Origin of the sequence: Lysinibacillus sp. NPDC097195 (assembly GCF_044762075.1) — a bacterium.
Classification (GTDB): Bacteria; Bacillota; Bacilli; order Bacillales_A; family Planococcaceae; genus Lysinibacillus.
Genome location: NZ_JBIWDP010000006.1, coordinates 67,969 through 85,496 on the forward strand (window position 1 = coordinate 67,969; position 17,528 = coordinate 85,496).

At 37.5% G+C, this 17,528-nt stretch carries 17 protein-coding genes; 11 read left to right on the forward strand and 6 right to left on the reverse strand.

What is annotated here, in order from left to right:
• Nucleotides 1–56: 56 nt before the first annotated feature.
• A complete protein-coding gene (locus ACIQXI_RS19675) occupies nucleotides 57–1,751 on the reverse strand; it encodes a methyl-accepting chemotaxis protein (RefSeq protein WP_402927951.1) in 1,695 nt (564 codons plus the stop codon).
• A gap of 288 nt (nucleotides 1,752–2,039) precedes the next feature.
• Entirely contained in the window at nucleotides 2,040–3,035 is a 996-nt protein-coding gene (locus tag ACIQXI_RS19680) for a M23 family metallopeptidase (RefSeq protein ID WP_402927953.1), read from the reverse strand.
• 200 nt (nucleotides 3,036–3,235) lie between these two features.
• On the opposite strand from ACIQXI_RS19680, the gene ACIQXI_RS19685 reads away from it, so the two are divergent.
• The 3 genes from ACIQXI_RS19685 to ACIQXI_RS19695 all read left to right on the forward strand — a co-directional run bounded on the left by ACIQXI_RS19685 (nucleotide 3,236) and on the right by ACIQXI_RS19695 (nucleotide 7,911).
• Nucleotides 3,236–5,131 carry a PrkA family serine protein kinase gene (locus tag ACIQXI_RS19685; RefSeq protein WP_402928057.1) on the forward strand — a complete coding sequence of 632 codons (1,896 nt, stop codon included), beginning with the start codon at nucleotides 3,236–3,238 and terminating at the stop codon, nucleotides 5,129–5,131.
• Nucleotides 5,132–5,293: 162 nt separating this feature from the next.
• On the forward strand, nucleotides 5,294–6,463 hold the full coding sequence (gene yhbH, locus ACIQXI_RS19690) for a sporulation protein YhbH (RefSeq protein WP_402927955.1): 1,170 nt from the start codon (nucleotides 5,294–5,296) through the stop codon (nucleotides 6,461–6,463).
• 47 nt (nucleotides 6,464–6,510) lie between these two features.
• Entirely contained in the window at nucleotides 6,511–7,911 is a 1,401-nt protein-coding gene (locus ACIQXI_RS19695; protein WP_402927957.1) for a SpoVR family protein, read from the forward strand.
• Between the two features lie 60 nt (nucleotides 7,912–7,971).
• Here the strand turns inward: ACIQXI_RS19695 and ACIQXI_RS19700 are convergent, their stop codons facing one another.
• On the reverse strand, nucleotides 7,972–8,400 hold the full coding sequence (locus ACIQXI_RS19700) for a hypothetical protein (protein ID WP_402927959.1): 429 nt from the start codon (nucleotides 8,398–8,400) through the stop codon (nucleotides 7,972–7,974).
• Nucleotides 8,401–8,646: 246 nt separating this feature from the next.
• On the opposite strand from ACIQXI_RS19700, the gene ACIQXI_RS19705 reads away from it, so the two are divergent.
• The gene (locus tag ACIQXI_RS19705) at nucleotides 8,647–9,531 is read left to right on the forward strand and encodes a radical SAM/SPASM domain-containing protein (RefSeq protein ID WP_402927960.1); all 885 of its coding nucleotides are present in this window, start codon (nucleotides 8,647–8,649) and stop codon (nucleotides 9,529–9,531) included.
• A gap of 498 nt (nucleotides 9,532–10,029) precedes the next feature.
• On the opposite strand, the gene ACIQXI_RS19710 is transcribed toward ACIQXI_RS19705, so the two are convergent.
• Nucleotides 10,030–10,419, reverse strand: a complete 390-nt coding sequence (locus ACIQXI_RS19710) for a helix-turn-helix domain-containing protein (RefSeq protein ID WP_173479607.1) — start codon at nucleotides 10,417–10,419, stop codon at nucleotides 10,030–10,032.
• A gap of 212 nt (nucleotides 10,420–10,631) precedes the next feature.
• Here ACIQXI_RS19710 and ACIQXI_RS19715 point away from each other — a divergent pair, with 212 nt between their 5' ends.
• Entirely contained in the window at nucleotides 10,632–11,279 is a 648-nt protein-coding gene (locus ACIQXI_RS19715) for a restriction endonuclease subunit S (protein WP_402927962.1), read from the forward strand.
• 73 nt (nucleotides 11,280–11,352) lie between these two features.
• Here the strand turns inward: ACIQXI_RS19715 and ACIQXI_RS19720 are convergent, their stop codons facing one another.
• The gene (locus ACIQXI_RS19720) at nucleotides 11,353–13,032 is read right to left on the reverse strand and encodes a ribonuclease J (protein WP_402927963.1); all 1,680 of its coding nucleotides are present in this window, start codon (nucleotides 13,030–13,032) and stop codon (nucleotides 11,353–11,355) included.
• A 136-nt stretch (nucleotides 13,033–13,168) separates the two neighbouring features.
• On the opposite strand from ACIQXI_RS19720, the gene ACIQXI_RS19725 reads away from it, so the two are divergent.
• From ACIQXI_RS19725 to ACIQXI_RS19745, 5 genes are all read left to right on the forward strand, one after another.
• Nucleotides 13,169–13,399 (forward strand): hypothetical protein, encoded by a 231-nt coding sequence (locus ACIQXI_RS19725; RefSeq protein ID WP_402927964.1) that lies wholly within the window; start codon nucleotides 13,169–13,171, stop codon nucleotides 13,397–13,399.
• A gap of 44 nt (nucleotides 13,400–13,443) precedes the next feature.
• Nucleotides 13,444–13,653 carry a hypothetical protein gene (locus ACIQXI_RS19730; protein WP_402927966.1) on the forward strand — a complete coding sequence of 70 codons (210 nt, stop codon included), beginning with the start codon at nucleotides 13,444–13,446 and terminating at the stop codon, nucleotides 13,651–13,653.
• A 17-nt stretch (nucleotides 13,654–13,670) separates the two neighbouring features.
• Nucleotides 13,671–13,865 (forward strand): gamma-type small acid-soluble spore protein, encoded by a 195-nt coding sequence (locus ACIQXI_RS19735; protein ID WP_402927967.1) that lies wholly within the window; start codon nucleotides 13,671–13,673, stop codon nucleotides 13,863–13,865.
• Nucleotides 13,866–13,946: 81 nt separating this feature from the next.
• Nucleotides 13,947–14,129 carry a cysteine-rich CWC family protein gene (locus tag ACIQXI_RS19740; RefSeq protein WP_402927969.1) on the forward strand — a complete coding sequence of 61 codons (183 nt, stop codon included), beginning with the start codon at nucleotides 13,947–13,949 and terminating at the stop codon, nucleotides 14,127–14,129.
• A gap of 82 nt (nucleotides 14,130–14,211) precedes the next feature.
• Nucleotides 14,212–14,790: a DUF305 domain-containing protein gene (locus ACIQXI_RS19745; protein WP_402927971.1), complete on the forward strand. Its 579-nt coding sequence runs from the start codon at nucleotides 14,212–14,214 to the stop codon at nucleotides 14,788–14,790.
• A gap of 356 nt (nucleotides 14,791–15,146) precedes the next feature.
• Here ACIQXI_RS19745 and ACIQXI_RS19750 read toward each other — a convergent pair whose 3' ends face one another.
• Nucleotides 15,147–15,758 carry a metallophosphoesterase family protein gene (locus tag ACIQXI_RS19750; RefSeq protein WP_402928058.1) on the reverse strand — a complete coding sequence of 204 codons (612 nt, stop codon included), beginning with the start codon at nucleotides 15,756–15,758 and terminating at the stop codon, nucleotides 15,147–15,149.
• Between the two features lie 224 nt (nucleotides 15,759–15,982).
• On the opposite strand from ACIQXI_RS19750, the gene ACIQXI_RS19755 reads away from it, so the two are divergent.
• Nucleotides 15,983–17,473 (forward strand): class I adenylate-forming enzyme family protein, encoded by a 1,491-nt coding sequence (locus tag ACIQXI_RS19755; RefSeq protein ID WP_402928059.1) that lies wholly within the window; start codon nucleotides 15,983–15,985, stop codon nucleotides 17,471–17,473.
• Nucleotides 17,474–17,528: the final 55 nt, after the last annotated feature.

Consider the following 17,528-nt stretch of genomic DNA (forward strand, 5'->3'; position numbering starts at 1 on the left):
CGCTTTGCTTAAGAAAAAAAGCTATCACGAAAAACATTCGGATAGCTTTTTGCTTGTTATAAAGTAAATTTTTGTAGTTGCGTATTTAGCTCTTCTGCCATTTCAGCCAATTGATTTGCGCTTTTTGAAACCTCATCCATTGTTGCTGCTGTTTCTTCAACAGTTGCAGTTGTTTGTTCTACGCCAGCTGCAGATTCTTGTGAAATAGAGGCCATTTCATCAATAGAACCATTAATTGCTTCTGAGTGTTGAGAAATTTTCGTTAAGTTTTGTGAAATGACGTTAATATTATCATTCATATCTTCTACAGCTTGCGAAATTTGATCGAACGTACTATTGGTTTGATCTAATTGTGCAGTTCCTTTTCGTACTTCCTCATAGCCTGATTGTAGTGAGTTGGTTACAGTACCTGTTTCGTCTTGAATGCGATGGACAATTGTTGAAATATCAGTAACAGAGAATTGCACTTGTTCTGCCAGCTTACGCACTTCATCAGCAACGACGGCAAAGCCTTTGCCATGTTCTCCTGCACGAGCCGCTTCAATGGCAGCGTTTAACGCTAGCAAATTCGTTTGGTTTGAAATTTCATCTATAACTGAAACTAGCTTAGAAATTTCAGCAGACTGTGCGTTCAAGCCTTCTACCTTTTTCACTGAATCCAATACAATATCATTAATAGTTGCCATTTGTTGCGTTGATTGTACCATTAATTGTTTACCCGTTGTTGTTAAATCATGGACATGCTCGGAATGTTCTTTTAACTCTATACCTTCTTGCGTTGTTTCATGAACATTGCGTTGGAAAGTAGTCATTGTTTCAGCTAAATCGCCAGCCGTCGAAGCTTGTGTTTCAGTACCTGTAGCAAGTTCTTGCATAGTATAAGAAATTTGTTCTGTACCGGTTTGTACTTCATTGGCAGACTGCGCTAATTCTTCACTACTAGCAGCGACCGTTTCAGACACATTATGAATCGAGCTGATTGTTTCTTTTAACTTTTCATTTAGGTCATTGGCAGAGTACATTAATTGCCCTATTTCATCTTGCTGTGTTACGGCAAATGGTTCATGGCGCAAATTGCCATCTGCTAATTCTCTCATACGATTAGCAACAACCGTAATTGGTTTAGAAATTCTACTAGCTGTAAAAATAGCAATGAGAATGCCGCTTATTGTTAAAATAAGACTGACAATCATTCCAATGGTTTTATTGTTTGCACTTGTCGTTACGACATCATTACCGACTTCCTTAATTGACTTTGTACGTTTATCGGCTACTTCCTCATAACCAGTTCGAACTTGCGTAACAAGATCATTCATCGCTGTTAAATTTTCTAATGCTAATTGTTTATCGCCGCGCTTATATACTTCAAATACTTCGCTATTCACACGGTTGCTCCATTCACGAGCTACTTCTACAAGTTTTTCACGTTCTGCTGTTTTTTCATATTGCTCTACAATCTGATTACTATCTTCAGCAAGTTGACGGTACTTATTAAAAGTATCTATGTATGTTTCATCGCCTGTTACAACATAATTTAAGGCTGCAGACAATCGTACGCTTATAGACATCGATAAATCTTTACTCGCTTCTAAAACTACTAAATCTTCCTTCACAAGTCCTTTTGCTTGTTTTTCCATGTTTGTATTTGAAAAATAAGTATAAGTTGTAAAGCAAACAAATAATACTAATAAAATGATAAATGTAGTTAAAATGCGTGCTTTAATTGTTTTGAATTGAAATAATCCGTTCATTTCTTCCATCCTTTTACTTTTTATATAGAACTAATACCATCTATTTATTTTATTACTATTTCATAAGAAAAGTAGAATTATTTTGTTATATATACTAAAAAAGGTTTTTTGGCATAATTAATTTACATTTTTCTTATAATTTTTATAGTTTTTTAATTATGCGCTACTTTATGCCTACTTTAATGATAAAAAAATGAAGACAAGCCTACTAATGTGCTTGTCTTAAGGAGGCTTGTCGCACTATATTTATCGTATATTTGGGATGCTTTTACTATTTTTAGACAAATTTTATTGCTTTTCTTTTTTTGCTTGTCGTTCCCATTGTAATAAGGATGGATATGGATCAAATGCCCATTCTGTTCGACCGTTAAATTTGTATATACCGTAATGAAGATGTGGTGGGAATTTACCAGAAGTTCCTTCTTTACCGTAACCTGAGCTGCCGACATAGCCGAGTACTTGCCCTGGTTCTACAATATCTCCAACCTTTATGTCTTTATGAAAGCTCCCGAGATGGGCATAATAATGATAAGAATTATGATTATCACGAATACCAATTCGCCATCCACCAAATTGGTTCCAGCCTTTAATTTCGACGACTCCATAGGAAGTGGACAGGACAGGCGTACCATAGCCAGCAAAAATATCCGTTCCTTCATGGATACGTCTACCGCCCCAGCCTCTGTTGTCGCCCCAGGTTCCCCTATAGCTGTAATCATAGCGGGTTGGAAGAGGGAATGTATGGGCATCTAGCTCCGTTGTTTTAAAATGCTTATACAAAGTGGAGATCGTGACAACTTGATTAACCGCTTCTTCGCTTCTGTAGTATTCCCATAATGCAAGTTTGAAATCTTCATCTGTGGAGCCAAATTGACTGATATAGCTTGCCATAGAAAAAATAACATCGACATCATCTTTGGGGCTTGCAATACCATCATTGTTGCCATCAAGTCCCATACCACCAAAGTAACTGATGGTTTCGGGTATCGTATCTTCCTTGACAGGATTTAATGCTCCGGACCAATATTCATCAGAAAATTGAATGGCAATAAAGCCATCTCGCTTAGGAATATCTTTACGAACAGATTGGAGATTGCGCTCATATTGGTCAATAGCAGCTAAGAAATGCCATGGAATTAATAATTCATCGAATTGTACATAATAAGCCATACGTTGTTGTAAAATTTCTTCATTACTCGGTCCCTCATTTGCTAACGTCTCTGTTGGGGAAAAATAACTCCACAAAAGTATACAAGTTAGAAGGGAAATAAAATGACGATTCAAAATTGGACCTCCTTTCTACAGATAGAATAACCGAAAATGAATATTTCATAAGTCCACTTTACATGCAGTAAATCCCTTTTTTGAGCAAGAAAATAACGGAACAATAAGAAGAAACTTAAATCGAAGAAAAAGTAATGGGTATCATAATGTCTTTAACTTCATACTATGTTATAAATCAAGCCCTGAATGGAGGGAAGGCTATCAACATTTTAGATAAAGTGAAGAGCTATCGCGAAGAAGAAAATCGACTGAAGTGGGAAGGTACATTTGCAGACTATTTAAGCATTCTTAAGGAAAGACCTGAAGTTGCTCAAACAGCCCATTCTCGCGTCTACAGTATGATAAAAAGCGCTGGTGTAGAGGAACGCGATGGGCAAAAAATGTATCAATTTTTCGGGAAAGAAATTTTTGGGCTTGAATCAGCAATTGAAAGACTGGTGGAGGAATATTTCCATCCAGCAGCAAGAAGGTTAGATGTTAGAAAACGAATTTTGTTATTGATGGGGCCTGTAAGTGGAGGGAAATCCACTATTGTGACTTTGTTAAAGCGTGGACTTGAACAGTTCTCGCGTACGGAAGAAGGAGCAGTTTTTGCCATTAAAGGATGTCCAATGCACGAGGATCCTCTGCATTTAATTCCACATCATTTACGTAATGACTTTTTTGAAGAATATGGAATACGAATTGAGGGCAGCTTATCGCCTTTAAATACGATGCGTCTTGAAAAAGAATACGATGGGCGTATTGAAAATGTCATCATTGAGCGTATTACTTTTTCAGAAGACAAACGTGTAGGCATAGGAACCTTCACACCTTCTGATCCAAAATCACAAGATATTGCAGATTTGACAGGAAGCATTGACTTCTCCACAATTGGTGTCTTTGGCTCCGAGTCAGACCCTCGTGCTTATCGCTTTGATGGAGAGTTAAACAAGGCAAACCGAGGGATGATGGAATTCCAAGAAATGCTGAAATTAGATGAAAAGTTTTTATGGAATTTATTATCACTTACGCAAGAAGGGAATTTTAAGGCAGGGCGATTTGCCTTAATTAGTGCGGATGAGTTAATCGTTGCGCATACCAATGAAACAGAATATCGTTCCTTCATTTCGAATAAAAAGAACGAAGCCTTACACTCGCGCATTATTGTTATGCCGATACCGTATAACTTAAAAGTGAGCGAGGAAGAACATATTTATGAAAAAATGATTAATGAAAGTGATATGTCCCATGTTCATATTGCGCCACATGCATTGAAGGCCGCAGCAATCTTTTCGGTCCTAACAAGGCTGGAAGTTCCGAAAAAACAAGGTGTGGATCTTATTAAAAAAATGCGCTTGTACGACGGAGAAAATGTGGAGGGATTTAATTCCGTTGACTTAGAGGAGCTGAAAAAAGAGTTCCCTAATGAAGGCATGAACGGTATTGATCCACGGTATATTATTAACCGAATTTCTTCAGCGATTATTCGCAAAGAAGTGCCATCGATTAATGCATTGGATGTATTGCGTGCACTGAAAGATGGCCTTGATCAGCATGCTTCTATATCACAAGAGGATCGCGAAAAGTATATGAATTATATTGCTGTCGCGAGAAGAGAGTATGACGAAATCGCGAAAAATGAAGTGCAAAAAGCATTCGTTTATTCGTATGAAGAATCTGCGAAAACATTAATGAATAATTACCTCGATAATGTAGAGGCATTTTGTAATAAAAATAAAATTTTCGATCGCTTAACTGGTGAAGAAATGAATCCAGACGAGAAGCTAATGCGCTCAATTGAAGAGCAAATTGGTATTTCGGAAAATGCGAAAAAGGCATTCCGTGAAGAAATATTAATTCGTATTTCTGCTTATGCAAGAAATGGCAAGCGCTTTGACTATAATTCTCATGAAAGATTACGAGAAGCCATTCAAAAGAAATTATTTGCTGACTTAAAAGATGTCGTGAAAATTACCACTTCTTCAAAAATGCCAGATGAGTCACAATTGAAGAAGATTAATGAAGTGGTAGCTCGACTTGTCGATGAACATGGCTATAACACAACATCGGCCAATGAATTATTACAGTATGTAGGCAGCTTACTGAATCGTTAGTGATTTTACTGTTAGTCACTATTATGCAGGGGCGTAATTGATTGTCGTAATAGGAGTGTCCCAATTTTAGGGCACTCCTTTTATTTCTCTAAAAAAGTTCAATAAAGCGGATGACTAGCATAGTATAGAAAAAGCGAATTTGATAGATGGGTGAGGATAAAAATGACTGAAAACGAAAATAAGGGTTTTGTCATCTCTCAGGAAAATTGGTCCCTCCATCGTAAAGGGCACCAAGACCAGCAACGTCATATGGAAAAGGTTAAAGATGCGATAAAAAATAATTTACCTGATTTAGTTAGTGAGGAAAGCATTATTATGTCCAATGGTCGAGAGGTCATTAAAATTCCGATACGCTCCCTCGATGAATATAAAATACGCTATAACTATGATAATTCAAAGCATGTCGGTCAAGGACAAGGTGATAGTAGTGTAGGGGATGTTGTCGCACGTGACGGTAGTAAGAGCAATCAAGGCGATGGCAATGGTAAAGAAGCTGGTGACAAGCCAGGTAAAGATTATTATGAAGCAGAAGTCAGTATGGAAGAAGTACAAAATGTGTTATTTAAAGAGCTAGAGCTACCTAATTTGCAGCAAAAGGAAAAAGCAGATATTCAAACTGAAAAAATAGAATTTAACGATATAAGAAAAAAAGGACTTATGGGTAATGTCGATAAGAAGCGGACGATATTGAATGCGTTAAAACGCAATGCTATGGAAGGAAAAGCGCAAATAACACCTATTCATAATGATGATTTACGCTTTAAAACTTGGGATGAAGTAGAGAAACCTGAATCGAAAGCAGTCGTACTAGCCATGATGGATACCAGTGGTTCAATGGGTTCCTTTGAAAAATATTGCGCAAGAAGCTTCTTCTTTTGGATGACAAGATTTTTACGTTCGAAATATGAGACCGTTGAGATCGAATTTATTGCACATCATACAGAGGCGAAAGTGGTGACAGAAGAGGAGTTCTTCACGAAAGGGGAAAGTGGCGGAACGATTTGTTCATCGGCGTATACAAAAGCGTTAGAGTTGATTCGTGAGAAATATAATCCAAGTCGCTATAATATTTACCCTGTGCATTTTTCAGATGGAGAAAATATTTCGATGGATAATGAAAAATGTTTAAAGCTCGTTCATGAATTGATGGAAGTATCGAGCATGTTTGGCTATGGAGAAGTCAATCAGCATAACCGATTCTCGACATTAATGTATACGTATAAAAAAATTGATGATCCAAAATTCCGCTACCATATTTTGAAGAAAAAAGGCGATGTCTATGATGCCTTAAAAAGCTTTTTCCAAAAAAATGAAGTCCAAAATGAAAAATAATGGTGGAGGGTGTTAAGTATACATTTCCGAAAGAAGGAGGTTGAAAAATGGAGAAGGAGCTTCACCGTGCGATTGATGAAATAACAGAAATTGCAACAGGGTTTGGGTTAGATTTTTTCCCGATGCGTTATGAAATATGTCCTGCAGATATTATTTATACATTTGGCGCATATGGTATGCCTACGCGTTTTTCCCACTGGAGCTTTGGAAAGCAATTTCATAAGATGAAGCTGCAATATGATTTAGGGTTAAGTCAAATTTATGAGCTCGTTATTAACTCCAATCCGTGCTATGCATTTTTACTTGATACGAATTCACTTACACAAAATAAGCTAATTATTGCGCATGTATTAGCTCACTGCGATTTCTTTAAAAACAATGTGCGCTTCTCAAATACGAGACGTGATATGGTTGAAAGTATGACTGCAACGGCCGAACGTATTGCAAGCTATGAAAGAGAGTATGGCAAGGAAGAGGTAGAACAGTTTTTAGATGCGATTTTAGCTATTCAAGAACATATCGACCCTTCTATTTTAAGGCCTAAGTTGTCAGCAGAAGATGAAGACTTTGATGAAGAAGACGTGGTAGTTTCTAGATCCCCTTATGATGACCTATGGAATTTAGATAATAAGGAAAAAGAACATAGGACGGTACGCCGAAAAATCAAGCCGTTTCCAGTGAAACCGGAAAAGGATTTATTACTATTTATTGAGCAACATAGTCGAGAGTTAGAGGAATGGCAGCGTGATATTTTAACGATGATGCGTGAAGAAATGCTGTATTTTTGGCCTCAATTAGAAACGAAAATAATGAATGAAGGCTGGGCATCTTATTGGCATCAACGCATTATGCGCGAACTGAATTTAACGACAGTGGAGACGATTGAATATGCCAAGTTAAACGCTGGCGTAGTGCAACCATCTAAAACATCCATCAACCCATATTATTTAGGCTTGAAAATTTTTGAGGATATCGAAAAACGGTACAATAATCCGAGTGAAGAGATGCGGAGATTAGGGGTTCTACCAAATACCGGACGCGAAAAAATGTTTGAAGTCCGAGAAATAGAATCGGATATTTCCTTTATTCGCAACTATTTAACGAAGGATTTAGCAAAGCAAGAGGATTTATATTTGTTCCAAAAAAAGGGCAATGAATATCGTATAACAGATAAAGATCATGAAATGGTACGTGACCAGCTAGTATCGATGCGTGTCAATGGTGGGTTCCCATATATCGTTGTAAAAAATGGCGATTACTTACGAAACGGTGAATTATATTTAGTCCATGGTTTTGAAGGGATGGAGTTAGATCCACATTATTTAGAAAATGTATTGCCATATATTTATCAATTATGGGGGCGTCCTGTCCATCTAGAGACGATGGTTGACAGCAAACCGGTGCTCTATTCCTATGACGGCACAAAAAATTATAAGCGCTCAGTGTAAAGTAAAGCTTCTATCAGGTAGGATGAAAATTCCTACAGATAGAAGTTTTACTTTTTATCTTTAGTCATTGTTTTCGTTAGGTGTTTCCTCTTCTAGTAGCTCTTCCTCATCTTGAGATTGATTTGCGTGGGAATGGCTATCGCTATCTACAACTAAACTATCTCGAACTTTAATACCTTGTTGCCCACCAGCCTCACCGTTATCATCTCCGGCGATACCACTTCTGCTATTACCATCTGCAAATTGGGATTTAAGATTTCTTGTTTGGCTGTGATTTAGCGCATTTTGCCCGCCTTGATTAGCGTTTGTACCAACATCTTTATTAATTTGCCCGCCACCTTCAGCCCTTTGCTCAAAATGGTTTTCGGTGTTGCCAATATTAAAAGTAATATTTATTGTAATGTCATTTTTAGCTTGTTTATTAGAGTTTTCTCGTTCAGGTTCATTGTGGTTATTAGATTTTCTTGAAGGATTGTAAAAACCCGTCATAGTATTCACTCCTTTCTTTTTAGTATTATTATTAAAGTATTAAATTCTTAGCCGTTTACTTGTACGTGTAGCCTTATAGGTAAAGAGAAATATTGAAGAAATTATTTGTAGCTTGTGAAATAGTAATGCAGTATGGAAATATTACATTTAGGCTATCAATAATGAATTTCTGCGCGCCAACACGAAAATTTGTTAAAATGAATAAGATTATATGAATAACTATGGAACTGGAACGGTGAATAAACGTTGAAAACATTTAAAAAGGTTTATATAGAAATAACAAGTGTCTGTAATTTAGCTTGTAGTTTTTGCCCGCCAACGGAGCGTGCAAAAGGTCTAATAAAGGTCGAGCAATTTAATAAAATATTGGATGAAATACGTCCGCATACCAAATATATTTATTTGCATGTAAAAGGGGAGCCACTATTACATCCACGTATTAATCAGTTATTAGATGCTGCTCATGAAAAAGGCTTTAAAGTCAATATTACAACGAATGGCACATTGATTAAAAAGAATCGTGAAAAGCTATTAGGGAAACCAGCATTACGTCAAATTAATTTCTCTTTACACAGTTTTGATGGCCATGAGGGGTCTGAAAATCGTGAGAAGTATTTAGGGGATATTTTAGAATTTGTACGTGAAGCAAAAGAATACAACACGATTATTTCGTATCGGTTGTGGAATTTACAGCAGGATCATGTTTCAGACATTGCAGCTAGAAGAAACCGTGAGACGCTAGAAATTTTGGAGAATGAATATCATCTCGATTTTCGTATTGAAGAGAAAGTGCAGCCGGGCAAGGGCGTGAAAATCGCTAACAATATTTATTTAAATCAGGACCATGAATTTAGATGGCCAAGCTTGCTTGCGCCAGCGGATGAGGGCAAAGGTTTTTGTCATGCGCTACGTAGCCAAGCAGCCATTTTAGTAGATGGTACAGTTGTGCCATGTTGTCTCGATGGAGAAGGCGTTATTAACTTAGGTAATGTCCATGAGCAGTCCTTTAGTGAAATTGTGGAAGGCGAGCGTGCCAATAATTTAGTCGATGGCTTTTCACGAAGAGAAGCGGTTGAAGAGCTATGTAAAAAATGTGGTTATCGTCAGAAGTTCGGCATGGAAGGCGAATAGGGTAAAAGAGAAACAGTGTTAGATAGACTGCAGTAATCTTGCTGTGACTGTTGCGGACGGTCGCTTTCTGTGGTCACAACGTAGCTAGTGATTTCCGTTACGGGTTGCTCGCGTTCCGCGGGCGTGGCTTAAGCCTCCTCCTCCGCTGCGCTACGTGCGGGGTCTTAAGTCTCACGCTTATCCCGCAGGAGTCGAGCAACCCTCCACTACAATCACAAAGTTTTGTATCTGCTACTATATGAGTGCCAGTCACTCACACAATTCTACTAGACTCCTGCGGAAAGCGAAGTGGATTTTTCCGCTTTAGGAGCTACTACTCTTATGTCTTGGAGCTATTGTGGCATGCCAGTCACTCATACAATTTCTATGCGTTGCATTCTAAACTAACAAAGGAAAAATCCACGGAGATTCCCGCGGAAAGCGAGCGAACGGTAACGGAATCCACTATATTATGAAAGTTGCTGAGCAAGCGACATTTACAGTCGAACAGCTCCAATGTTAGTCAACATTGGAGCTGTTTTTCTTTGATTGCGCATCAATTGTATTGAGGAAATCTCTTGTGATGCGTACTACGTATTTAACTTCGTCTAAATTGCGCTCTCGTAATAATGAGCGATGAATGTCGAGCATAAGATTCTTTTCTTCAATATCAGTTACACCCGATAATCGTTGAAAATTAAAAAGTTCCTCAGGTGCAATATCTAACGCTTTCATCAGCAACTCTAAAGTACTAAGCGTAATATTAGATTGTCCATGCTCAATATTTGAAATGCGACCTTTGCTAAAACCTAACTTCCCCGTTCTCTCTGCTACTTCTTCTTGACTAAGCCCTTTGGAAACTCTAATGATACGGAGTTGTTCACCTACTAGCTTTAAAAAGTCTGACATATCATTCACCTCTATGTAAAAAGCTAGTGAAAAACAATGAAAATGCATATACCATTAAAGTTATATAATGTAGATAATGTTACATTAAAATGGTACAATAATCATTATAAAAATGTTAAAAGAGGGTAATTATAGTATTTTGCTATACACTCTGACATTTTTATTATTAGATATAACGGATTAAAAGCTCTTTAAGAATGGAGGATTTAATCGTGTTGGAGCGTTATAGATTAGATGAAATAGCCCTTATTGTTGCTAGTTTAACAACACCGCATATATCATATAGCTCAACTAGAGGCCAACCATTCATTACAGCTGAAAATTTAAAGTGGTTGGCATTGGACGGTGATATTCATCAGTTACCAAAAATAAACGAAACGGTTACTGCGTATGCAAAATGTGCAAAAGTACCAGCCAAAACCATTATTCTAGCAAAAAATGACGTAGGCGATGCAAAAAAGTATATTTTTCAATGTGAACAAGAAATGTATATTGCCCATGATGTCGTTGCCATTATCCCGAATGAATCTATTATTTTAAGCGATTATTTATATTTCTTTCTCCAGTGGTATCAGCCGACTAAAGATTGGACTCAATTGCGTCATATTAAGTTAGATATCCCTACTATGGAGGTGCAAACGAACATCGTCCAGCTATTAAAAACAAGTCAACTTTTATTAAAAAACAAACATACCTTGCTGACGGTCGTAGAGGAGCTACCACAGCATATACAAAATACGGCAAAGCAAACAGCACAACATACTAACCATTTAAATCATGGATTTGATCGACTTCAAATGTTTTATCATATGGCGCTACATAAAATATTTACAGGAGAGTTATATCAAATAAAGCGCTGACTTCAAATAAAAATACAAGTCGGTGGGCTAACGTCTTCCACCGACTTGTTAACATCTTGCGTTAAATGCTGAATTAAACTTCAATAATAATAGGTAAAATCATCGGTTTGCGTTTGGTTTGAGAAAAAAGATATTGGCCAACCGCTTTTTTAATTTCTCGTCTTAAAACAAATAGTTGTTGTTTAGTTTCCCCTTGGAGTTCGCTAATGGTCGCTTTTACAACTTCATTCACTTTGTTCAGCAAGTCCTCTGACTCCTTGGCATACACAAACCCTCGCGATGTCGTATCAGGTTCTAAAATAATCGACCCATCACTCTTATTAAGCGTTAACACGATAACAAGCATACCGTCCTCAGAAAGTTGTTTACGATCGCGTAATACAATGCCCTCCACTTCACCAATTCCAATACCATCCACATACGTATCACCAGATGGAATTTTTCGTGTTTGCCTTGCTTTGGATTTTTCAATATCCACAACGTCCCCATTTTTTATAATGAAGGTATGTCCTTTTTTAACACCGACCGATTCTGCTAACAAACGGTGTTGATGGAGCATGCGAAACTCTCCATGAATTGGGATGAAAAACGTTGGCTTCATTAGCGTCAGCATTAGCTTTAAATCCTCTTGATAACCATGTCCGGAAACGTGCATGCCCGTGTTACTGGATGAACCATAAATTACTTTTGCTCCAAGCTGAAATAAATTATCGACGATGCGGGAGACACCTTTTTCATTACCTGGAATGGGAGAGGAGGCTAAAATGACCGTATCGTCTGGTAAAATTTTTACTTCTCGGTGATTGCCACTAGCTAAACGAGAAAGTGCAGCTAATGGTTCTCCCTGGCTACCTGTACATAACACAACGACTTCCTCTGGAGGGAGATATTTCACTTCACGGGCATCAAGTAAAAAATCATCAGGCATCGTTAAATAGCCACGCTCTAATGCGACATCTACAACATTCACCATACTGCGCCCTAACAATGCCAGTTTGCGATTGGTTGCTAATGTGGCATCTACAATTTGCTGAATTCGATTCACGTTGGAAGCAAAGGTAGAAATCACAATTTTTCCTTCGGCATGATGAAAAGCTTCTTCGATATGATGTCCTACAAGTTTTTCTGAAGGCGTTAATCCTGGCTTTTCAGCATTTGTACTTTCAGATATTAAGACTAATACACCTTTTGAGCCAATATCCGCCATCTTGTGGATATCCGCAAACTGATTATTGACCGGAGTTAAATCAAACTTAAAGTCTCCTGTGTGGACAACATTACCTTCAGGTGTATGAAAAACAATGCCTAAACAGTCCGGTATACTATGATTTGTTCTGAAGAAACTAACATCAATCTGTCCAAATTGCAAAGAAGAATCTGAGCGAATTTCTATTAATTCGGTTTCTCTCAGCAGTTTATGCTCCTTTAGCTTTAATTCAATTAAGCCCAATGTAAAACGAGTTGCATAAATGGGCATATTCAATTTCTTTAATAGGTATGGAATACCACCTATATGATCTTCATGACCATGCGTTACAATTAAACCTTTAATTTTTTCTTTGTTTTCTTGTAAGTACGTAATATCAGGGATAATCAAATCAATGCCTAATAGGCTTTCATCTGGAAACTTCGCTCCACAATCGACAATTAACAAATCGTTTGCGTATTGAATAACATACATATTTTTCCCTATTTCATTAATGCCCCCGAGAGCAAAAATGGATAATGCGTTATTTGATGCGTTCAATATCATAACCTCCATGTAAACGTAGTTCGATAAAATTTAGTATTGCTCACGTTCTTCATCTTATACTTTCTAGGACGTGGGATTTAGGATGATAAGACAACTATTGGATAACATAAGGGCATTAATAGAGGAGCTGCTGATCATGAAAGAATTTAAAATCACGTATTTTTTTGATGAAAATCACTATGTTCGGAGATTTATTCATATTGAATCACAAGAAAAGGCCCAACAGTTGGTAAAAAGTGAGCGCGATCAATATATTGCATTTACGGATAGCAGAGGAATATATCATGAATTGCATACAAGGAATGTGCGCGTTATTCAAGTTTCAGAATATCATCGGATTGATAAATCAATTAAGAAGAGCACATAATCTATGCATGTTTACACACATTAAAGATAAAGGAGTGTGACAACATGAACAAAGAAAATATACCACCTGAGAAAAGAATGTTTATGAACTTATCAAGTAAGGACAAGCCAGATATGGTTGATTCGGATACGATTAGTATTTTTGATTTGCACGAAGATATGCAAACGGTCGATATAATTCCGATTGGGGAACTGAATAAAAGAGTGCAAAGAGAAGGCGATGAGCTGATTGAACTCCAGCCTGATGAATTGTAAAAGGAGATAGATATTATATGAATGAAGAACAGCTAGCAGCCTCGGGCACGAATATTAATGAAGTAAAGCGTAAAAATGCCGAAGCAGGTTTATCCTATAATGAAGTTAAAGAGCTTCTAGCTCAAACTGGTGGGCACGGTACGGCAAAATATAGTGATACTAATAGTGAAGAAGTGAAGGCAGAAATTACTCAATCTTTACGTAATCAGTAATGCTGTAAGGAGTGCGAAAATAAATGTATTTCGTACTCCTTTTATAGTACTGTACAATCAGTTAAGAGGGGAGGTAATGAAATGCAAAATGAAGAAAAGTGTTGTCCTTTATGTGGGAAAGAAAATAATTGTGGTGTTGCGGAAGGTCAACAGACATGTTGGTGCATGACGGATAATTTCCCTGAAGGAATATTAGAAATTGTCTCTAACGAACGCAATAAATGTATTTGTCAAAATTGTTTACATACATATAAAAACAGATAGCAATCTTCCTGTTCGCGATGGTACAAATGTCTATCGCACAACAACCTACGGGGCATACATTACTCTGAAAGGAGTGTGTCTAATGATCAAACCAATTCCACTTAGTAATGTAACCCAGGCATATTTAGAGGAAAATAAAAGAATAATTAATAAGATGATGCAGGGGATGACCTATGTAACGATAACATGTAGCATATCTGAAAACTTCATCAAACAAATAATTCCACATCAAATTGCAGCTATAAGAATGTCAGAAAATGTATTGCAGTATACAACGAATATCCCTGTACAAGATTTCGCAATAGAAGTGATAAAAACTCATACTGAATTAGTTGAAAGTCTTGAAGCAATACAAAACAGATGTTGTATCGTACAAAATACAGAATATGAATTATACGAATATATGTGCACATTTAAAGAAATTGCTGAAACGATGTTCCAAGCATTATGCTCACCACCAACCTCTAATAGTATCAATATAAATTATCTTCAAGATATGATTATTCATCATCAAGCAGGTGTTCGATTAGCACAAAACGTCCAACGTTTCTGTATATGCCAAGAGCTAATTCCAATTTTGCATTGCATGATTCAAACGCTATGTTGCCAGCTTGATGAAATGCAAAAATTACTAGATGCCCTACAAGACTGTGATTGTTAAAAAATAAAACGCTAAAATTGTAGACAATTTTAGCGTTTTATTTTGTAGTATCGTCTGCGTTGATTTCCGTTCCAGGCGCTCCCTTTCCGCAGGGACGGCTTCAACTAATTTTTGCGGCTGTCACCGCAAAAATGGATTTTCAGCTCGTGCTGGTCCTGCTGGAGTGTCGCGCCTTCCACTCCAATCAACGAGTAGCTCTTTCTATTAATTTGTAGGCGACCTAGTTGATGGTAGCGAAGGCAGTTTCTGCAGAAATGCTCACACTGTAAGTCGCGGGCATCCTGCACGCTAGTGAGGGTTGCGGCTTACGGTGTGCTGAGTGGATAGCACCGCCGCAGCGGACATCAACACTGTCATTAAATACCGACTGCATCCTGTCCATTGAAGGACGAGGCACACATAAAAGTAACTGTTCGCTTGTCACTATCGTAGAGGCACCATTCACGGTGATCAACGACAGAGCCGACATTGATGCGATATTGTTTTGCTTGTAACTCAATCGGTTGTCCGAAATGGATACGAATTGGCAACTTTTTATTTTGACGATAAATTCCTGATTCATGACTATGTCCGAAAAAAAGAAGTTGATTTTCAATGGCGGGAAACTTCGGCTGCCAAGAAACACTCCATTGGAATTGATGTCCATGAATAAGCAATGCACCTTCGATATCCATTGTTTCAGGCAATGCAACAAAGCGCTCAATGCCTGTAATATGTGTAATGCGTTCTTCTTGATTGCCACGAATCGATGGGAATGTTAGTAGATTCTCAAAATCATGTTCAATAATCGCAGCTTTTTGTAAAGGTAAGCCGGATATTGTTTGGGCTTTTTTCTTACTCACTGTACATTCATATAAATCACCTAAACCTATTATTTCAGCATCTTTTGCTGTTTGTTGTATATGAGCTAATACTGCTTTTGTATCAGCAATATTAGAATGTAAATCTCCTAAAAGTGCATATAGCATTCTAATCATGCCTTTCTTTTACAAATAATTTTTACAAGTATCATACACCTAACAGAATTTGATAGAAAAGTAATAAGTATAAGAATATTTTGTGACAAAGATTACATATTTTGAATGTAGGCAAAAATTGCTTACAAAAAGATAGCTTGATAAAATAAGATTATTATTCTAAATTTTCTGATTTTTAATAGGTAACAAAAATAATGAGGGGGTTTATGATCATGATGTTGATGACGGATATTTTACAGAACTATGCTACACAGCAAGCTAATGCGATTGCGACAGTTTATGGCGAAAAACGAATTACTTATGGTGAATTTTATAAGTGTAGTGAACGATTTGCTGCGTATTTACAGCAGCAGGGCTATGAAAAAAACGATGTCATTGCGTTATATACACTTAATTCCGATTTATTTTTAATTGCTTACATTGGTATTCAACTTGCGGGTTTTGTTGCGATGCCTATAAATACAAAGCTTGCTGCACGAGAGGTAAACTTTATTGTCGAGCATTCACAGGCGAAGGGGCTTATTTATGACGAGAGAATAGAGGACATACTAGCAGATGTTCCATATGCCTTTCATCATGTAATCACACTAAAGCAAATGAAAGAGATTATAAAACAAGATGGGGGACAAAGAAAGGTCGTACAATTACAAGCAAATGATACCGCTGTTGTGATGTATACGTCTGGGACAACAGGAAAGCCGAAAGGGGTCATGCTAACCCATCAAAATATTGCAGCGACAGCGGCTATTTGGTCAGCATCAATGAATATGACACATGAGGATAGTATGTTTATTTGTACACCATTGTTTCATTGTGCAGGACTGCATGTATTTGCGATGCCGATGTTTTATCAAGGTGGTACCGTCATTATAGAGGAGAGCTTTTCACCGAAAAATACGTTACAAGAGCTTGCCAACACACGGGCTACGATATTTTTTGGCGTACCTTCCATGTACACAATGCTGTTAAATACGCCGGGCTTTAAGGATCATACCTTCGTCCATTTACGTCTATTATGTTACGGTGCAGCGCCGATGCCGTATGAGCTTGTAAAACAAGTGAAAGAAGCATTGCCAAATGTAAAAGTGCAAAATTTATATGGACAAACAGAAAATACGCCGGCTGCTACATCACTGTTGGACGCGGATGCATTAACAAAAATTGGTTCTGTCGGCAAGCCGTTAGCACAGACAGAAATTCGCGTAGTAGATAGTTTTGGTGAAGCTTTACCAGCAGGTGAAGTCGGTGAAATTTGCGTAAGAGGACCACAAGTTATGAAAGGTTATTTACGCAATGAGGAAGAGACGGCTCGAACAATACGGGATGGTTGGCTTTATTCTGGTGATTTAGGGCGATTCGACGATGAAGGTTACTTATATATCGTGGATCGTAAAAAGGATATGATTATTCGCGCTGGCGAAAATATTTATCCAATTGAAATCGAAGAAGTGTTATATCAGCTACCAGCCATTTTAGAAGCAGCTGTCATTGGCTTGCCTCATGAAGTGTACGGAGAAGTGCCAAAAGCGTTTGTCGTACTAAAAGAAGGGAAGCTCACTAATGAAGAGGCCATTTTAGCCCATTGTCGTTCACAGTTAGCAAAGTATAAAGTGCCTTATGAAATTGAATTTTTAGCGCAATTACCACGGAATGCGTCAGGCAAGGTGTTAAAGCATACGCTTCGGCCTAAAGTAACAACATCTTAAGTCCCGCATATTGTGCTAGATTTTTGTCTAATCCTTGAAAAGTAGCAGGATAAAA